General features: G+C 50.6%; 15 protein-coding genes. 3 read left to right on the top strand and 12 right to left on the bottom strand.

Annotation, left to right across the window (positions count from 1 at the left end; all coding sequences use genetic code 11):
* Positions 1-137 precede the first annotated feature (137 nt).
* Together proP and pmrR are read left to right on the top strand one after the other, a co-directional pair.
* Entirely contained in the window at positions 138-1640 is a 1503-nt protein-coding gene (proP, locus tag ACJHYW_RS11695; RefSeq protein WP_001296659.1) for a glycine betaine/L-proline transporter ProP, read from the top strand.
* Positions 1641-1751: 111 nt separating this feature from the next.
* The gene (gene pmrR, locus ACJHYW_RS11700; RefSeq protein WP_000797657.1) at positions 1752-1841 is read left to right on the top strand and encodes an LpxT activity modulator PmrR; all 90 of its coding nucleotides are present in this window, start codon (positions 1752-1754) and stop codon (positions 1839-1841) included.
* Here pmrR and pmrB read toward each other — a convergent pair.
* From pmrB to melR, 7 genes are all read right to left on the bottom strand, one after another.
* Positions 1817-2917 carry a two-component system sensor histidine kinase PmrB gene (pmrB, locus tag ACJHYW_RS11705; RefSeq protein ID WP_001052138.1) on the bottom strand — a complete coding sequence of 367 codons (1101 nt, stop codon included), beginning with the start codon at positions 2915-2917 and terminating at the stop codon, positions 1817-1819. The two genes, pmrR and pmrB, sit on opposite strands and share 25 nt — an antisense overlap.
* Positions 2918-3586 carry a two-component system response regulator BasR gene (basR, locus tag ACJHYW_RS11710; RefSeq protein ID WP_000697915.1) on the bottom strand — a complete coding sequence of 223 codons (669 nt, stop codon included), beginning with the start codon at positions 3584-3586 and terminating at the stop codon, positions 2918-2920.
* On the bottom strand, positions 3583-5226 hold the full coding sequence (gene eptA, locus ACJHYW_RS11715; protein ID WP_032172171.1) for a phosphoethanolamine transferase EptA: 1644 nt from the start codon (positions 5224-5226) through the stop codon (positions 3583-3585). Before eptA ends, basR begins: the two co-directional genes overlap by 4 nt.
* Before the next feature lie 103 nt (positions 5227-5329).
* On the bottom strand, positions 5330-6667 hold the full coding sequence (gene adiC / locus ACJHYW_RS11720; RefSeq protein WP_000093154.1) for an arginine/agmatine antiporter: 1338 nt from the start codon (positions 6665-6667) through the stop codon (positions 5330-5332).
* A 136-nt stretch (positions 6668-6803) separates the two neighbouring features.
* The gene (adiY, locus tag ACJHYW_RS11725) at positions 6804-7565 is read right to left on the bottom strand and encodes a DNA-binding transcriptional activator AdiY (RefSeq protein WP_001217059.1); all 762 of its coding nucleotides are present in this window, start codon (positions 7563-7565) and stop codon (positions 6804-6806) included.
* A gap of 335 nt (positions 7566-7900) precedes the next feature.
* Entirely contained in the window at positions 7901-10168 is a 2268-nt protein-coding gene (gene adiA, locus ACJHYW_RS11730; protein WP_077249154.1) for an arginine decarboxylase, read from the bottom strand.
* A 198-nt stretch (positions 10169-10366) separates the two neighbouring features.
* A complete protein-coding gene (gene melR, locus ACJHYW_RS11735; RefSeq protein ID WP_061092760.1) occupies positions 10367-11275 on the bottom strand; it encodes a transcriptional regulator MelR in 909 nt (302 codons plus the stop codon).
* A gap of 282 nt (positions 11276-11557) precedes the next feature.
* Between melR and melA the strand changes: the two genes are divergently transcribed.
* Positions 11558-12913 (top strand): alpha-galactosidase, encoded by a 1356-nt coding sequence (gene melA / locus ACJHYW_RS11740; RefSeq protein WP_000986622.1) that lies wholly within the window; start codon positions 11558-11560, stop codon positions 12911-12913.
* Here melA and ACJHYW_RS11745 read toward each other — a convergent pair.
* The 5 genes from ACJHYW_RS11745 to ACJHYW_RS11765 all read right to left on the bottom strand — a co-directional run bounded on the left by ACJHYW_RS11745 (position 12910) and on the right by ACJHYW_RS11765 (position 19665).
* Positions 12910-13560 (bottom strand): DUF2238 domain-containing protein, encoded by a 651-nt coding sequence (locus ACJHYW_RS11745; RefSeq protein WP_061092759.1) that lies wholly within the window; start codon positions 13558-13560, stop codon positions 12910-12912. The genes melA and ACJHYW_RS11745 overlap by 4 nt on opposite strands.
* A gap of 122 nt (positions 13561-13682) precedes the next feature.
* Positions 13683-15329, bottom strand: coding sequence for a class I fumarate hydratase (gene fumB, locus ACJHYW_RS11750; protein WP_000066697.1), 1647 nt, complete (start codon positions 15327-15329; stop codon positions 13683-13685).
* A 77-nt stretch (positions 15330-15406) separates the two neighbouring features.
* Entirely contained in the window at positions 15407-16747 is a 1341-nt protein-coding gene (gene dcuB / locus ACJHYW_RS11755) for an anaerobic C4-dicarboxylate transporter DcuB (protein ID WP_000899522.1), read from the bottom strand.
* Between the two features lie 570 nt (positions 16748-17317).
* Positions 17318-18037, bottom strand: coding sequence for a two-component system response regulator DcuR (dcuR, locus tag ACJHYW_RS11760; protein ID WP_000611288.1), 720 nt, complete (start codon positions 18035-18037; stop codon positions 17318-17320).
* On the bottom strand, positions 18034-19665 hold the full coding sequence (locus tag ACJHYW_RS11765) for a sensor histidine kinase (protein ID WP_061092758.1): 1632 nt from the start codon (positions 19663-19665) through the stop codon (positions 18034-18036). Before ACJHYW_RS11765 ends, dcuR begins: the two co-directional genes overlap by 4 nt.
* Positions 19666-19713 lie beyond the last annotated feature (48 nt).

The raw sequence follows: 19713 nt of genomic DNA on the forward strand, positions 1-19713 counted from the left end.
TCCTTAACCGGAGGGTGTAAGCAAACCCGCTACGCTTGTTACAGAGATTGCATCCTGCAATTCCCGCTCCCCTTTTGCGGCCGTCGCGCTGATTTTTCTGGCGTTTGCGGAAATGGGCCAACTCTGCGAGGAAAGCTATGCTGAAAAGGAAAAAAGTAAAACCGATTACCCTTCGTGATGTCACCATTATTGATGACGGTAAACTGCGTAAAGCCATTACCGCAGCATCACTGGGTAATGCAATGGAATGGTTCGATTTTGGTGTTTATGGTTTTGTTGCTTACGCATTAGGTAAAGTTTTTTTCCCGGGGGCTGACCCCAGCGTGCAGATGGTTGCTGCACTTGCCACTTTCTCCGTTCCCTTTCTGATTCGACCGCTTGGCGGGCTCTTCTTTGGTATGTTGGGCGATAAATATGGTCGCCAGAAGATCCTCGCTATCACTATTGTGATTATGTCGATCAGTACGTTCTGTATTGGCTTAATACCGTCCTACGACACGATTGGTATTTGGGCACCGATTCTGCTGTTGATCTGTAAGATGGCACAAGGTTTCTCGGTCGGCGGTGAATATACCGGGGCGTCGATATTTGTTGCGGAATACTCCCCTGACCGTAAACGTGGATTTATGGGCAGCTGGCTGGACTTCGGTTCTATTGCCGGGTTTGTGCTGGGTGCTGGCGTGGTGGTGTTAATTTCGACCATTGTCGGCGAAGAGAACTTCCTCGATTGGGGCTGGCGTATTCCGTTCTTTATCGCTCTGCCGTTAGGGATTATCGGGCTTTACCTGCGCCATGCGCTGGAAGAGACTCCGGCGTTCCAGCAGCATGTCGATAAACTGGAACAGGGCGACCGCGAAGGTTTGCAGGATGGCCCGAAAGTCTCGTTTAAAGAGATTGCCACCAAACACTGGCGCAGCCTGTTGACATGTATTGGTCTGGTAATTGCCACCAACGTGACTTACTACATGTTGCTGACCTATATGCCGAGTTATTTGTCGCATAACCTGCATTACTCCGAAGACCACGGGGTGCTGATTATTATCGCCATTATGATCGGTATGCTGTTTGTTCAACCGGTGATGGGCTTGCTGAGTGACCGTTTTGGCCGTCGTCCGTTTGTGCTACTTGGCAGTGTTGCACTGTTTGTGTTGGCGATCCCGGCGTTTATTCTGATTAACAGTAACGTCATCGGCCTGATTTTTGCCGGGTTACTGATGCTGGCGGTGATCCTTAACTGCTTTACGGGCGTTATGGCTTCTACCTTGCCAGCGATGTTCCCGACGCATATCCGTTACAGCGCGCTGGCGGCGGCATTTAATATTTCGGTGCTGGTTGCCGGTCTGACGCCAACGTTGGCGGCCTGGCTGGTCGAAAGCTCGCAGAATCTGATGATGCCTGCCTATTACCTGATGGTAGTGGCGGTGGTTGGTTTAATCACCGGCGTAACCATGAAAGAGACGGCGAATCGACCGTTGAAAGGTGCGACACCAGCGGCGTCAGATATACAGGAAGCGAAGGAAATTCTCGTCGAGCATTACGATAATATCGAGCAGAAAATCGATGATATTGACCACGAGATTGCCGATTTGCAGGCGAAACGTACCCGCCTGGTGCAGCAACATCCGCGAATTGATGAATAAGCTGAAACGGATGGCCTGATGTGACGCTGTCTTATCAGGTCAATTGAACTCTTAAGGTTCACTTAATCTCTGACGCGCATACTCTCCTCCAGGTTAACGGAGGAGAGTGCAATGAAAAACCGTGTTTATGAAAGTTTAACTACCGTGTTCAGCGTGCTGGTGGTCAGCAGCTTTCTTTATATCTGGTTTGCCACGTACTGATCTTTTTTCAGCCGTACCCAGGCCCGCGTGCCAGAAGTCTCTTGCCGGTTTTGCAGGAAAAACTGCCCGTGATGCAACTGTGTAATGCGGCTGACAATACTTAACCCCAGACCAATCCCGCCATAACGGCTGTCCATTCGTACAAACGCTTTACTCAACTCCCCGCATTTACTCTCATCAATACCCGGTCCTTCATCTTCAACGGCCATGACCGCTCCGCCATCTTCTTGCAGCTTAATCATAATGTTGCTGCCTTGCGGGCTATAACGATGGGCGTTTTCTACCAGGTTTCGCAATAACATCCGCAGCAGGGTTGCATCACCCTGAACGGTGATGTCGGCGGCGCTCTCTGGCAATAGCAGGGTTTGCTGGCGCTGGTCGAGCATGGTACTGAGTTCGTCATACGAGGGGAGAATGACATCTTCCAGCAGTTTTACATGTTGATAATTCCCGGAAGAAAATGACTGTCCGGCACGCGCCAGTTGCAGCAGCTGGGAGACACTCTCCATCATCTGATCAAGTCGTGCCACTAACGGTGCTACATCAATGTGATGCGTTTTCGCCAGCAGTTCCAGATGCAAACGCACCCCCGCCAGTGGCGTTCGCAGTTCGTGCGCGACGTCAGCGGTAAACAACCTTTCGTTATCCAGCGTGCTGGTCAGGCGACTGACCAGATCGTTTAACGCCGAAACCACCGCTTCGATTTCGAGGGTGGCGCTGTGAATGGCAATGGGCGTTAAGTTGTCGGCGGTGCGCGCTTCCAGCTCTTTTTGCAGCTCCGCCAGCGGGCGGGTGATGCGGCGTACCGCCTGATAGCAGATAAATAGCGTCAGGCTGACCATAAAGACGCCGGGGACAATCAGGCTGGCGACCGCCTCGCGGATCTCACGCATGATGTGGCGATCGTTGTTACGATTGTCGCGTAGCGCCTGCTCAAACAGCTGAATCTGCTCGGTACTTTCATGCCATAGCCAGAAGACGCTGATCAGCTCAAACACCAACAAAATGGCCCCGATGGTCAATATCAGCCGTTGGCGCAGCGATATTGGTCGGCGCAGAAAACGCATCAGATTCAATTAGTTTTCCTCATTTGCGACCAGCATATAGCCAAATCCGCGCACGGTGCGGATACGGGCTTTGCCCACTTTGTCGCGCAGATTGTGGATATGCACTTCCAGGGTGTTGGTCGAGGGTTCATTGTCCCAGTTATAGATGTCGTTGTAGAGAATTTCCCGATGCACCGGGCTGCCTGCTTTGAGCATTAACCGTGACAGCAGAGCATATTCTTTGGGCGTCAGAATCAACTCTTCACCGCCCATCCATACCTGACGGCGACCCATATTCAGCGTCAGATTGCCAACAATCAGCTCACTTTCGCCCTGATTATTATGGCGTCGTAGCAGGGCGCGGATACGGGCGTGTAACTCTTCCAGCGCAAAAGGCTTCACCAGATAGTCATCGGCACCGACATCCAGCCCGGCGATTTTGTCGGTCAGCGTATCGCGAGCGGTGAGGATCAGTACCGGCAGGGTGTATTTTTTCTGCCGGATACGGGCGAGAAAATGCAGTCCATCTTCGTCGGGTAACCCTAAATCCAGTACCACCAGGCTGTAATGACCGGCCTCAAGGCTTTGTTCCGCCATCCGCGCGGTTGTCACGCCATCGCACGCGTAGCCTTCGGTTTGCGCCGCCAGAATCAATCCCTGCAATAACAGCGTATCGTCTTCAACAATCAGAATTTTCATTCACTCACTCTCCTGCAAGTTTGCAGAATATCATCCGCAGCCTGGTAATACTTCGTCTCAACGCCAGTCAGGCCCAATAAGGTTGAGAATAAATTGTCTTGTGAATAGTGTTGCGTTTGCGCCTGTTTTTGCAGGCAGTTCTGGTCAACCTGATACCGTTTTTGATAATCCTCCGACAGCCACAGCAGCATCGGCACCTGTTTTTGGCTATCCGGGGCGATGGCATAAGGCAGACCGTGCAGATAGATGCCATTTTCACCTAACGATTCACCGTGGTCAGAAAGATAAACCAGGCTGGTGGTAAATTTATCCTGATGTTCTTTCAGCAGATTAATCGCTTTATCAACAATATAGTCGACGTAAACCAGCGTGTTGTCGTAAGTGTTCACCAGTTGCTCTTGGGTACAGGTCTGGATCTCGTTAGTGTCGCAGGTTGGGGTAAATTTCCTGAACTGCGGCGGATAGCGGTTGTAATAGGTCGGGCCGTGGCTGCCGATGGTGTGTAAGACAATCACGCCATCACCCTGCAGGTTATTGATGTAATCTTCCAGCCCGTGGAACAGTACTTCATCATAGCACTCGCCGTTGATGCACTGACCAGGCAGGTTCAGCGCGGTGACGTTCTGGTGAGGTACGCGATCGCAAACGCCTTTACAGCCGCCATCGTTGTCATTCCACAGCACGTTGATGCCCGCTCGCTGAATGATATCCAGCACGCCTTCCTGGTGCTGTGCCAGCTCTTCTTTGTAGTGCTCACGCGGCATATCCGAGAACATGCACGGTACTGAAACTGCCGTTGCCGTGCCGCAAGATGCGGTATTAGGAAAATAGACCACGTTATCTTTTGCCAGCCGCGGGTTAGTTTCACGCGGGTAGCCGTTGAGGGAGAAGTTCTCCGCCCGCGAGGTTTCGCCGACAATCAGGATGGTCAAATTTTTACGTTTTTCGTTCTGCATTAACGGGTTGCGGTGCGCGTCTTCACCAATTCGCACCAGCGGCAGATTTGCCAGTCGCTGATGGGAGTACCATGACCAGCTGGCAACAATGCTGTTAGAGGGGCTTAAGGACTTCACCAGCTCTTTGTTGTTGCGGAACAATGAGGCGTAGTCTTTATAAAACAGTGCGGCGACCAGCAAAATCAGCAGTACAGACACCAGAATATTGGCTCCACGGAAAAGAACACTGCGCAGGCGCGAGGCGGCTGGTTTGATTTTAATCCAGCAGGCAATCAGCGCAGCAAGCACGCCGCTGAATCCCAGCGTTAATAACATTTGCGGTGTCATCAACGCATAACTTTCTGCCGGAGTGGTATCAATAATATTGGCAATCATCGAGCGGTCGATGACGATGCCGTAAGTCATTATGAAATATTGTGCAGCTGCGCCGACCAGAATAAACAGGCAGGCCAGCGGTCGATTAAGCCACAAGAAAGAGCTTAGTGTCAGGACAATATTAATCACGCTGAAGGCGACGACCGGCATCGACAAGAAAACCAGTACGTTATGCAGCGAGTCCAGCGGCAGCGCCTGCAACACCTGTTTAAAAAAGGCAATATTCAGGCAGATAGAGATATAAAAAGCGGCTAACAATAGCCAGGCGAGTAAATTCAAAGAGGGTCTTTTTAGTAGGCGCTTCAACATCACGGTGTTTCCATCGAACAAAGTGCGCATATGCTCGCAAAGCAAAATTAAGCCAACCTTAAGTTCTTAAGGTTGGCTTTTATGTTTGCTGGATTAAGGGGAATTAATCTTTGCTTATTGGTGCATCTAAGGGATACGGGTTTTTATGCAGCCGGTTGTAATTCAGCGCATACATGGCGGTGATGACCATCAGGGTGACAAATGACCACATAACCTCTTTCGCCCCGGACCCCACCACGGCCCAGATGCAGTAGAGGAAGGCAATGGTAGTCACTGCCAGATATGCCGGGCGTGCTTTACCAAAGTGACCGTGTCCGAGTAGCAGTAACGCCGCACAGGTGTAAAGATATGGCACCAGTGTAAAGATGACCGACACGGAAGAAACCAGACCGAACTCTTTAGTCGCGTTTGGCGAAATGCTACTGAGCTGGAAGATGGTCATCAAAATACCGACGATAATCAGCCCCGCCACTGGCGTGCCCGCTTTATTTACACGGGCAAAAATCGGTGGGAACAGTCCGTCATCGGCAGCGGCTTTCGCCGTTTGACCCGCCAGCAACGTCCAGCCGCCCAGTGAACCTAAGCAACCCGCAGCTGCGCAGAAGGAAACAATGGCCCCGGCGGTGTCACCCAACGCCATCCGTGCGGCATCACCGAATGGCGAAGCAGAAACGCGCAGTGCGGCATTAGGGATCATCCCCATAATCGCGGTGGTGGAGAGCACATAGCAAACGGCGGCAATCAATACCCCACCAATGGTGGCGATAGGGACGTTGCGTTTCGGGTTTTTCACCACACCTGCGGCAACGGAGGCACTTTCCACACCGATGAACGACCACAGCGTAACGTTAAGGGTACTTTGAATCGCGCCGAAGGTGCCCAGGCCGCTGACGTTCCATGCCGCCATATAGGTTTCACCACGGAACCAGAACCAGCCAAATACGGCAATCCCGACGATGGGGATCAGCGCCAGCACGGTGGCAACGGCCTGCACGCGGGTGATCATTTTCGGACCGACAATGTTCAGCAGGACGAAGATCCACAGCACCACGACGCAGGTGATGGTTAATACCAGTGGATCTTTCAGAATCGGGAAGAAGTAACTTAAATATCCTACGCCAATGACCACCATGGCGATATTGCCGATCCAGCAGGCCAGCCAGTAGAGGACGTTGGTTTGATAACCGAGAAACGGGCCAAAGCAGCGGCGGGCGTAAGCGTAAGAACCACCAGGACTTGGGTCGAGGAACGACATTTTGGCGTATACCATCGAGAGCCCCAGCGCACCGATAATCGTCACCAACCATCCATAAATGGCAATCCCGCCAGTGGAGGCCAGGTTTGCAGGTAACAGAAAAACACCTGACCCCATAATATTCCCCGACACCATCAGGGTGACGGGGATTAAGCCCACTTTGTGAGCATCAGCATCCGAAGACATAATTAAACTCCTGCGAAGGCGAGCTTCGTGACAATAAATTACGTCATATCATACGCCTGCATTCGATAGTTGAATTATTATCGACCGGGTTATCGCTGATGCCGTTATTAATATAGCTCTTCGTTAAGGTTAAAAATCAGGCGACAGTGCGTTCTCTGTGCTGACTAACATAATGCAGAGGCGTCATACCGTAGAAGTCTTTAAAGACAGAAATAAAGTACGACGTACTGTTGTAGCCACACGACTGTGAGACCTGAGAGATATTTTTACCGTCCATCATTAATTCATTTACGGCATAACGCATGCGGCAGGTGGTGATTATTTGGCTATAACTGGTGTTTTCGCTTTTCAGCTTTTTCTTTAACAGACTTGGGCTAAGACATAAACAACTGGCTACCATACTAAGATTCCAGTCTTTGTGGATATCGCTTTCAATAATTTGATAAACGCTGTCACTTACACAATTACGTAACATATACATCATTAGTGAAAGGAATTTTTTACTGTCGAGAAAACGGGATAGCACAGTGAATAATAATGCACGTGTTCGTTCCTTTTCTGACTCAGTTTCAGCGGGCATCATGCTATGTTGCGCGGCAACGCGAAAGACGTCTGGCGTCAGGCATGGCAGGGTGAGGATGGGCGTAGCGCTACGTTGCCATACTGGTATTTGCGAGAGATCTTTATTCAGAAACCGGAGGTAATCTTTGATGATGTCGTGACTAATATGAGCAACCAAAGTGTTATTAAGAGAGGAGACGTCGATAATATTATTTTCACAATTTAATAACGCCATGTGGTTAGCTTTAAGGCTAATAGGTTCTTTCCCATTCACCCTTATCCAGACATCTTTTTCAGTCAATAAAACAATACAAGGTTGGTCGCTGCAAATCCTCATACATGTACTCCTGAGTGCGAATAAAAGACCAGTTCTCGCTAAAGCGAAGCGATACCGGGAAATGGTTATATAATTGTATGATGAATATAAACATGCATAAAAATAACGAGTTTTACTAATATTACAAATTTTTATAGTAATTTCTCATGTACATATTTTTTTACAGGCTAAAAAAAGGATAAATAACAGGCAAAAAAAAGCGCGGGGTGGGACCGCGCAAAAAGCATGACATTTTTTGTTTGCAGCAATTTTTATGAAAACGTTGCCATACTTAAAAGGCCTCAAGCCAGGCGGCGTAATGTTATTTAACAATTACGCCTTCAGCGAAATAGTGGTTACGCTTTCACACACATAACGTGGTAAATACCGTCAATAATTTCTGTCCCTTCTGTTTCGTGTTCAAATCCAGGGAAATGATGGTCCCAGGATTGCAGCGAGCGTAAATAACTTACTTGCGGACTGTTTTTATCGCCGAAGTTTTCACCAGACAGCAGCATCGGGATTCCTGGCGGATACGGGATAACTGAGTTTGCCGCGATGCGTCCTGGCAGGTTTTCAATGGATACCAGTTCGACATTGTTGTCGACAATCGCGTTGTACGCTTCTCGCGGGGTGATTTCCGCCACCGGCAGGCCGGAATAGGCTTCGTTCAACCGTGCGCCAGGGTTGTTTCCTTTCAGCCAGGCAAACATGGTGTCACCCAGATCGTGAATCCCCATGTTCGCGTAAGTGTCAGGATATTGTTCAACAAGTTCCGGCATCACCTGCGCCAGCGGTGTGTTGGCGTCATAGTGGCGTTTGAAGGAGCAAAGGGTGTTAACCAGAGTCCCCCATTTCCCACGGGTTACGCCCATAGAAAACAGGAACATAATTTGGAAGTCAGTGGTGCGGGTAGGCACAATGCCGTGGCGACCAAGCCAGGCAGTGACCAGCGCCGCCGGAACACCGGTTTCTTCCAGTTCACCATCTTCACCCATTCCCGGAGCAAGGATGCTGACTTTAATCGGGTCGAGCATACTCCAGTTATCCGGAATATCTTTGAAGCCGTGCCAGCTTTCGCCAGGATGCATGACCCAGCAGTCCTGAACGGTGGTCAGCAGTTTGGTTGGTGCGTCAGCAAAGTCATAGGTTTTGCCGGTTTGTGGGTCGGTGACGACTTCTTTGTTCCACGGTTTGAAGAACCAGCTACCGTCAGCGGTGAACTCTTTATACAGCCGCGCCATCGCCTGACGGAAATCAACCGCTTCGTCGATCACTTCCTGGGTCAGTGACAGGCCGCTGTTGCCGTCCATCATCGACACCGCCACGTCGTTGGATGCGCAGATTGCATACAGCGGGGAGGTGGTGGCATGCATCATGTAGGCCTGGTTGAAGCGGGAGAAGTTAATCGCCCCACGACCTTCACGTACATGAATATAAGAGGCCTGTGACAGCGCATTCAGCAGTTTGTGGGTGGAGTGGGTGGCGAAAACGGTAGGACCGTTGTGATCGCCAGGTTCGCCGCGCATGGCATAGTGATCGGCATAGATCGGGTTGAAACGTGCATAGCCGTACCAGGCTTCGTCAAAGTGCAGACGATCGGAGGTTTTTTCCAGCAGATCCTGTGCTTCTTTAGCGTTATAACACACGCCGTCATAGGTGCAGTTGGTCACCACGCAGTAAGACGGTTTTTGCCCGGCTTTGTCTTTAGTCAGCGGGCTTTCATTGATTTTCTTCTGCAAGGTTTCAGGTTGCATTTCCTGCGGATAGATTGGCCCGATAATGCCGTAGCGGTTGCGGCTTGGCACCATGTAGACCGGTTTCGCGCCTGTCAGCATCAAGCCTTGTTCGATGGATTTATGGCAGTTACGGTCAACGACCACGACATCGTTATCGGTCATGCAAGCCTGCATGATGGTGCGGTTAGAGCCGGAAGTACCGACGACTACCGACCAGGAGCGATCGGCACCAAATACGCGTGCGGCATATTTTTCGCTTTCGCCAAATGCGCCAGTATGGTCAAGCAAAGAACCGAGGGAAGTCCGTTCGATGCCCATGTCGGTGCGGAACAGATTTTCACCATAGTAGTCATGGTAGAAACGTCCGGCGGGTGTTTTGGTAAAACCAACGCCACCCTGGTGGCCTGGCGCTGCCCAGGAATATTCATGGATGTCGCTATATTTCATCAGCGCGCTGAACAGTGGCGGCAACAGCTGCTGGCGGTAGCGGGTCATCGCGGCAACGGCGCGTCCGGCGATAAAGTCGGCGGTATCTTCCAGAATCCAGGCGAATTCATCGACAAGCTCCAGCAGATCCCGGTCCATTGCGGCGAGGGCTTTTTCCCGATCGCCCAACAGGAAGACCGGCACGTTTTGTTGGCGCTCATGAAGCTTACCGATCAATTGTCTGACGTTTTGATGTTCGTCCGGATGTTCCATTTGATAGCTGAACATCAGGCAGTCAATGGCTTCGTTTGAAGAGAGAATGGCAAAACCATCATCAAAGGAGGTGGATTTAATCACGGTAACATTTTGCTGGCTTAAAGCATCTGCCAGACGCTCAACGGCGTTACCGACCCAGGTGTCTTGATGGAGAAACTCGCTTTCAACAATTAATACTTTCATCATTGCTTACCCGGTTATGAAGGAATCTTCGTTGCGGGCAAGTATCTTCCGGCCTTTTCGGGCTGTAAAGCGCGTGAAAAACAAACATTTTTGAAATATTTGCTTTTATAAACAACATGTTATGTGATCATTTTAAATTATTTTCACTGCTTATTATCGACGGCTAAACTATTTTTTTGGCTGATACTGATATCGTCTTTAGCCGGGAAACGCCTGGCGGCGTTGTTGGCTAAGTTTGCGGTATTGTTGCGGCGACATGCCGACATATTTGCCGAACGTGCTGTAAAAACGGCTACTCGAACGAAAGCCTGCCGTCAGGGCAATATCGAGAATACTTTTATCGGTATCGCTCAGTAACGCGCGAACGTGGTTGATGCGCATCGCGGTAATGTACTGTTTCATTGTCAATTGCATGACCCGCTGGAATATCCCCATTGCATAGTTGGCGTTAAGTTTGACGTGCTCAGCCACATCGTTGATGGTCAGCGCCTGATCATAGTTTTCGGCAATAAAGCCCAGCATCTGGCTGACATAAAATTGCGCATGGCGCGAGACGCTGTTTTTGTGTGTGCGCGAGGTTTTATTGACCAGAATCGGTTCCCAGCCAGAGAGGCTAAATCGCTTGAGCATCAGGCCAATTTCATCAATGGCGAGCTGGCGAATTTGCTCGTTCGGACTGTTTAATTCCTGCTGCCAGCGGCGCACTTCAAACGGGCTAAGTTGCTGTGTCGCCAGTGATTTGATCACCATGCCGTGAGTAACGTGGTTAATCAGGTCTTTATCCAGCGGCCAGGAGAGAAACAGATGCATCGGCAGATTAAAAATCGCCATGCTCTGACAGGTTCCGGTATCTGTTAGTTGGTGCGGTGTACAGGCCCAGAACAGCGAGATATGTCCCTGATTGATACTCACTTTTTCATTGTTGATCAGGTATTCCACATCGCCATCGAAAGGCACATTCACTTCGACCTGACCATGCCAGTGGCTGGTGGGCATGATATGCGGTGCGCGAAACTCAATCTCCATCCGCTGGTATTCCGAATACAGCGACAGCGGGCTGCGGGTCTGTTTTTCGTCGCTGCTGCACATAAACGTATCTGTATTCATGGATGGCTCTCTTTCCTGGAATATCAGAATTATGGCAGGAGTGAGGGAGGATGACTGCGAGTGGGAGCACGGTTTTCACCCTCTTCCCACAGCGGCGAGGGGAGCGTCCGAGCATCATGAGGCCGAAAACTCTGCTTTTCAGGTAACTTATTCCCATAAACTCAGATTTACTGCTGCTTCACGCAGGATCTGAGTTTATGGGAATGCTCAACCTGGAAGCCGGAGGTTTTCTGCAGATTCGCCTGCCATGATGAAGTTATTCAAGCAAGCCAGGAGATCTGCATGATGTCTGCACCTAAAATTACATTTATCGGCGCTGGTTCGACGATTTTCGTTAAAAATATTCTTGGTGATGTGTTCCATCGTGAGGCGCTGAAAACGGCGCATATTGCCCTGATGGATATCGATCCCACCCGCCTGGAAGAGTCGCACATTGTGGTGCGTAAGCTGATGGATTCAGCAGGGGCCAGCGGCAAAATCACCTGCCACACCCAACAGAAAGAAGCCTTACAGGATGCTGATTTTGTCGTGGTGGCATTTCAGATTGGCGGTTATGAACCTTGCACGGTGACTGATTTTGAGGTCTGTAAGCGCCACGGTCTGGAACAAACCATTGCCGATACGTTGGGGCCGGGCGGTATTATGCGCGCGCTACGTACCATTCCGCATCTGTGGCAAATTTGCGAGGACATGACGGAAGTCTGCCCCGATGCCACCATGCTCAACTACGTTAACCCAATGGCGATGAATACCTGGGCGATGTATGCCCGCTATCCGCATATCAAACAGGTAGGGCTGTGCCATTCGGTGCAGGGAACGGCGGAAGAGCTGGCGCGTGACCTCAATATCGACCCGGCTACGCTGCGTTACCGTTGCGCAGGTATCAACCATATGGCGTTTTACCTGGAACTGGAGCGTAAAACCGCAGACGGTAGCTACGTGAATCTCTATCCTGAATTGCTGGCGGCTTATGAAGCAGGGCAGGCACCGAAGCCAAATATTCATGGTAATACTCGCTGCCAGAATATTGTGCGTTACGAAATGTTCAAAAAGCTGGGCTACTTCGTCACAGAATCGTCAGAACATTTTGCTGAGTACACACCGTGGTTTATTAAGCCAGGTCGTGAGGATTTGATTGAGCGTTATAAAGTACCGCTGGATGAGTACCCGAAACGCTGCGTCGAGCAGCTGGCGAACTGGCATAAAGAGCTGGAGGAGTATAAGAACGCCTCCCGGATTGATATTAAACCGTCACGGGAATATGCCAGCACAATCATGAACGCTATCTGGACTGGCGAGCCGAGTGTGATTTACGGCAACGTCCGTAACGATGGTTTGATTGATAACCTGCCACAAGGATGTTGCGTGGAAGTAGCCTGTCTGGTTGATGCTAATGGCATTCAGCCGACCAAAGTCGGTACGTTACCTTCGCATCTGGCCGCCCTGATGCAAACCAACATCAACGTACAGACGCTGCTGACAGAAGCTATTCTTACGGAAAATCGCGACCGTGTTTACCACGCCGCGATGATGGACCCGCATACTGCCGCCGTGCTGGGCATTGACGAAATATATGCTCTTGTTGACGACTTGATTGCTGCCCACGGCGACTGGCTGCCTGGCTGGTTGCACCGTTAAGAGGTTATCGCTTCCGGCGCTCTGGTGATTAAGCCAAAGCGCCGTAGCTGGCGGCAATGAAAGCGAGCGAGGAATATCACCGTCGTTAATGCGCCAAGCAGCGCGCAGAACATATCGGATTGCGTGTCCCATTGGTCGCCCTGGGTGCCGAGAAAATCATCCGCTCCCTGGCCCATTGCCAGCGCTGCCCACCACTCGATTAATTCATACATCGCGCTTATCGCCAGCGCCACGCAGCAGACCAGAAACGCCACCATTTTACGTCCGCGCACGTACATCCCGCGAACGAGAATTTCTCGCGCCACCAGTGCAGGCACCAGCCCCTGGAAAAAATGCCCCAGTTTGTCATACGGATTACGGCTCAACCCCAGCCATTCCTGTACCTCAAAACCAACGGGGACTTTCGCGTAGGTGTATTGCCCGCCGACCATCAGGATGATGGCGTGAAGGAAAATGAGCGTATAGAGCAGCGGCGTTAACGGATAACGTCTGGCGGAGGCAAGCAGTAGCGGCACGACAATAATCACCGGTGTCACTTCCATCAGCCAGGTGAGTTTGTCATGGGCCGAAATGCCGGTATAAATCAGGATTAACGTTAGCGTCAGTGCGCCGGTGTTAAGAATTAACGGCTTGAGTGTGCGGGTCATGGTGAGTTCGCAAGTCAGGGAAAATACTGACTATTCACCAGCAAGCGTGAAATTACAATCGCAAAAGAGGTGGCCCAGGGGGATCACCTGGCAGCATGCTGCCAGGCGCTGGGCCGAAGAGGTTACTTAGTGCAGTTCGCGCACTGTTTGTTGACGATTTGCTGGAAGAAGTCGTTACCTTTGTCATCGACCAGGATAAACGCCGGGAAATCTTCTACTTCGATTTTCCAGATAGCTTCCATACCCAGCTCCGGATAAGCGACGCATTCCAGATGCTTGATGCTCTGCTGCGCCAGTACCGCCGCCGGACCGCCGATGCTACCGAGGTAGAAGCCGCCGTGTTTATGGCACGCGTCAGTAACCTGCTGACTGCGGTTACCTTTCGCCAGCATGATCATGCTGCCGCCGTGGGATTGCAGCAGATCCACGTAGGAGTCCATACGACCTGCGGTGGTTGGGCCAAGTGAACCTGATGGATAACCGGCAGGGGTTTTCGCCGGACCCGCGTAGTAGATCGGGTGATCTTTGATGTACTGCGGCAGTTCTTTACCGGCGTCAATCAGCTCTTTCAGCTTGGCGTGTGCAATATCGCGACCCACGATAATGGTGCCGGTGAGCGACAAGCGGGTGGATACCGGGTATTGCGAAAGCTGGGCGAGGATCTCTTTCATCGGGCGGTTAAGGTCAACTTTCACCGCTTCGCCTTCACCGGCCTTGCGCAGTTCTTCCGGAATGTACTGGCCTGGATTGTGTTCCAGTTTTTCGATCCAGATACCTTCGCGGTTGATTTTCGCTTTAATGTTACGGTCAGCGGAGCAGGAGACGCCCATGCCTACCGGGCAGGATGCGCCGTGACGTGGCAGACGGATAACGCGGATGTCGTGCGCGAAGTATTTACCGCCAAACTGCGCGCCAAGACCGAGTTTCTGGGCCTCTTCCAGCAGTTCCTGTTCCAGCTGGATATCGCGGAACGCCTGACCATGTTCGTTCCCTTCCGTCGGCAGTTCATCGTAATAGTGAGCGCTTGCTAACTTGACGGTTTTCAGGTTGGTTTCCGCAGACGTACCGCCAATCACAAACGCGATATGGTACGGCGGGCAGGCTGCAGTACCGAGGGTACGCATTTTCTCGACGAGGAAGTTTTTCAGTTTGCCGGGCGTCAGCAGGGCTTTGGTTTCCTGGTAGAGATACGTTTTGTTGGCAGAGCCGCCGCCTTTAGCGACACAGAGGAATTTGTACTCATCGCCATCTACCGCGTACAGGTCGATTTGCGCAGGCAGGTTCGTGCCGGTGTTGACCTCTTTATACATGTCCAGCGGCGCGTTCTGTGAATAGCGCAGGTTATCTTCGATATAGGTGTTATAGACGCCTTTCGACAGCGCTTCTTCATCACCGCCACCGGTCCACACGCGCTGGCCTTTTTTACCGACGATGATCGCGGTGCCGGTATCCTGGCAGGTCGGCAGCACGCCTTTGGCGGCGATTTCGGAGTTTCTTAAGAATTGCAGCGCCACGTACTTGTCGTTTTCGCTGGCTTCTGGATCGTGAAGAATAGCCGCGACCTGTTTCTGGTGTGCCGGGCGGAGCATGAAGGAAGCGTCGTGAAAGGCTTGCTGCGCCAGCAGAGTCAGGGCTTCTGGTTCCACTTTCAGGATGGTTTCGCCGTCGAAGTCGGCAACGCTAACGTAATCGGAAGTGAGTAGATAGTATTCGGTATTGTCTTTCCCCATCGGGAAAGGTGCCTGGTAGATAAAGGGTTTGTTTGACATAGCTTCCAGCCTGTAACTCTGTATTTGTTATTCGAAAATGGCGTGCCGCGTAGTTACGGGCGGCACGCAAAGTGCATTTATAAGAACCCGTACATCGCGGCGAAGATCCAGCCGAAGACGCACGATACGCTCACACCAATCAACCCCGGCAGAATAAAGCTGTGGTTGATGACGAAGCGACCGATGTGGGTGGTGCCGGAACGGTCAAACTGAATCGCTGCCAGATCGCTCGGATAAGTCGGCAGGATGTAATAACCGTAGCAAGCCGGTGCTGAAGCCACGATGTATGCCGGATCAACGCCGATCGCCAGCGCGACCGGAACAATCGCCGCCAGCGCCGCAGCCTGAGAGTTTACAAACTTGGAAACCAGCAGCAGAACAATGGCATAGGCCCACGGATACTCTTTCACCATTTCACCCAGTACGCCCTGAATTTCAGACATATGCGCACCGAACATGGTTTCAGCCATCCATGCGATACCGTACACCGCCACGATGGCGATCATACCGGAACGGAAGACTTCGTTTTTTGAGATAGACGCGGGATTGGTTTTGGTCAGGATAATAATCAGCGCCCCGGTCAGCAGCATAAACATCTGAATAACCAGTACCATCGACAGCGGTTTGCCGCCGAAGGATGGACGCAGGTCCGAATCAGCACCAAGAAGGGCGACTACAGCGATTGCCCCGAGGAAGATCCACATTGCCAGCCAGTTGCTTTTCGGCAGTTTTTTATCGAGCAGCGTCGCGGTATCACCGTAAACATACTCACGGTTTTCCGGTACGGAGATGAATTTCTGGAACTCTTCGTCTTTATCCAGATCTTTACCGCGGAACCAACTGAAGATACCGATCGCCAGGATACCGATTAACGTCGATGGAATGGTGATTGCCAGCAGGTCGAGGAACTCAAGATGGCGACCATCAAAGGTGACATTACCCAGCATCGCAACCAAAGATACGACCGCAACCGACACCGGACTGGCGATAATCCCCATCTGTGCACCGATAGAACTTGCCGCCATCGGACGTTCCGGACGGATGTTGTTCTTAATAGCAACGTCGTAGATGATCGGCAGAATGGTGTATACCACATGACCCGTACCGCAAAGAATGGTCAGCGTACAGGTCACAAACGGCGCGACAATTGAGACATATTTCGGGTTGCGACGCAGCAGCTTCTCGGCAATTTGCAGCATGACATCAAGACCGCCCGAAGCTTGCAAGGTCGCCGATGCCGCCACCACCGCAATGATAACCAGCATGACATCAACCGGTGGTTTACCTGGCTGAAGGTGGAAGACGAAGACCAGAATGACCAGACCGATACCGCCTAATAAACCCAGCGCGATACCCCCCTTTCTGGCACCATAAAACAGACATATCAGTATTATGATAAGTTGGATAGTAAATAACATGTGTGAACCCTCGCGATAATCCTATTTAAATTTTTGCTGAATAGATCACAGTCACGTTCTGTTTTGTATGAACTGTTTTCAGAGCCTGACTAAATATCCGTTTGGTCGTTACCGGCTTGAGCAAATACCTCACAGTGAATATTGGCTGATTAAAGCAGCGGCAAATTTATGCACTGTGATAAGCGGCTTTTTCAGAGAGAAAGACTCTCTGGCGATGGGTTTATAGTTTGTACTGCGCAGATGTTAATGTTTTGTTTGCTGTTATCTTATTGATATTTATCGGTCTGTTTTTTGTTCTCAGGGCAGGTATCATTAGGTTTATAGATTAATCTGATCTACCCATTTGTGGGTAAAAATACACATAATGTGGGTGACATAATAGTTAATTAACTTTTGTTAGCGTTTTGAAATTAAAAACACCGTTCATCTGAAGAGATATTAATTTTTAACGATGATGGAGGGATAATTATATTTGATCTGGCACAAGTTTTACTGATGAACGATGTAACTTGTGCCAGGGATATTTTGCATTACAGTAATAATTATTACTTACAGATAACCAGCGATCCGTTATTGGCAATATTGTTTCAGTAGTGAGTAGTGTTCTGCCTGAATACGGTAACGGTAAACCGGACGCCCCGTGACGCCATAATGGATACTGGTGAACAAGATGTGGCAGTTGACCAGCCAGATGAGGTATTTACGGCATGAAACACGCGAGATGTTAACCTCGTTAGCCAGCTCGTCGGTTGAAAACTCATAGTCCTGATGCGCGTCAATCCACTGGCACAGCGTGCGTAACGTCTGCGGCGTTAAGCCTTTTGGCAAGCGACGAGGATCCTGCTCGTTGGAGCTGCTGCCGTGGATTAGCTGATCAAGCTCGGCCTGGTCATAATACTGATGTTTTTCCAGCGCCATTTTCTTTTGCCGCCAGCCGGTGAGCGCCTCTTCAAAGCGGGAAGCCTGGAAGGGTTTGATCAGGTAATCCACAACACCGTAATGCAGCGAATCTTTAATGGTTGCTGCATCGGCAGCGGAAGAGATGACAATCACATCACTTTTGCAACGCGCGTTATGCAGGACAGGCAGTAAATCGAGCCCGTTCTCTTTTTGCATATAGATATCTAGCAATATCAGGTCGATAGGCGTGTCGCTGTTGAAAATAATCTCTTTGGCTTTCTCCAGCGTCGAAGCCGTTCCACAGCATTGAAAGCCCGGGATTTGTGCCACGTATCGGCGATTCAGCTCCGCGACCATTGCGTCGTCATCGATAATTAATACATTGATCATCTGTTCGACCTCTCCCCGTCCCAGGGTATCTGGACAAAAAATTGTGTGAAAATCCCGGGTTCCGATTCCACGGCGATGCTGCCGCCGAGATTTTCTACCTGTTGTTTGACAAGTGCTAAACCGACGCCTCGCTCGCTTCCTTTTGTCGAGACACCTTTGTCAAAAATGTGATCGATTTTGTCGGGTGCGATCCCCGGTCCATCATCGTTAACTTCACAGTGCAGCCAGCCGTGACGGTAGTGCAATGTTACGCTAATTTCGCCACCGGGTTCCGGTCCTAATGCCTCCAGCGCGTTTTCTATCAGATTTCCCAATGTGGTAATCAGCGTCGCGACCTGGTCCTCACTGCCGCTGTCTGGCAGCAGGCTTTCACTGTTTAAAATCAGCGTATGGCCTAAATCGGTCGCGCGGTTAATCTTGCTGATTAAAAAACCAGCGATAACCGGAGATTTGATCTTACCCAGCAGAGAGCCAATCTCTTCCTGATAGTTATTGGCTGTTTTGAGAATGTAATCTTCCAACTGCTTATAACTCTTCAGATGCAATAATCCGAGAATCACATGCAATTTATTCATAAATTCGTGGGATCGTTCACGAAGTGCATCAGCATAGTTGACCAGACCGTCGAGTCGCTGCATCAGTTTACGAACTTCAGTTTTGTCCCTGAAGGTTGAAATGGCACCGATGATAACGCCATTACTGCGCACCGGAACGGTATTGATCAGTAATAGCCGGTCTTTAATCGTAATCTCTTCGTCGCGGCGCGGCGTACCGTCGCGTAACACTTCCGAGACATCTACCACCTGTGACCATGAGTGGCTTAGCGTCGACAGTTTCTCATCGTCCTGCGACTTACGGTAATTCAGCAATTCTTGTGCGGCATCGTTGATCAGCGTGACCTCGCCGCGATCGTCCACGGCAACGACGCCTTCTTTGATGGACTGCAACATAGCCTGGCGTTGCTCAAACAGCGTGGAGATTTCGTAGGGTTCCAGGCCGAAAAGGATTTTTTTCAGTACTTTAACCAGAATGCAGGTGCCAATCAGTCCGACCAGCATGCCAAATAATACCGACCAGATAATGCTCCAGCGACTGTCATTGATCTGTTGGGTCACGCGACTTAACTCAAGGCCGATCGCCACCACGCCAATTTGTTTATGATTTTCATCGTAGATGGGGGTAAATACGCGTAAAGCCTGCGCCAGAAAACCGCGATTGATAGCGACATTTTCTTCGCCATTCAGCGCTTTAAGGATGTCATCACCTTTAAATGGCTGACCAATACGCTGGGCTTCAGGATGCGAGTAGCGAAGACTTTGCATATCGGTAACGACAATAAATAGCAGATCGTTGCGTTTGCGCACGGCTTCCGCGATGGCCTGGATGCCGCTCTCCTGCGGTTTTTTCTGCAAGCCCTGCCGGATTTCCGGCGAGTCGGCGAGGGTACGCGCTACTGCCAGAGCCTTGTTAGCTAGCCCGTCTCGCGTCATATCACTGATTTGCGAGAAGTAAATCAGATGCACCACCAATAGCACCGAGAACAGTACCGCGCTGACCATTAAGATCACTGTGGTACTCAATTTCATCGGACGTTTGCGTAATATGCGGTAGGGCAATGAATGTCTCATCAGCTTCCTTGTGTGACAAATTTCTTAAGCATTATCTCTGATGAGGCG

Source organism: Escherichia sp. WS3063, assembly GCF_046486595.1.
In the GTDB taxonomy this organism is placed as follows: Bacteria; Pseudomonadota; Gammaproteobacteria; order Enterobacterales; family Enterobacteriaceae; genus Escherichia; species Escherichia coli.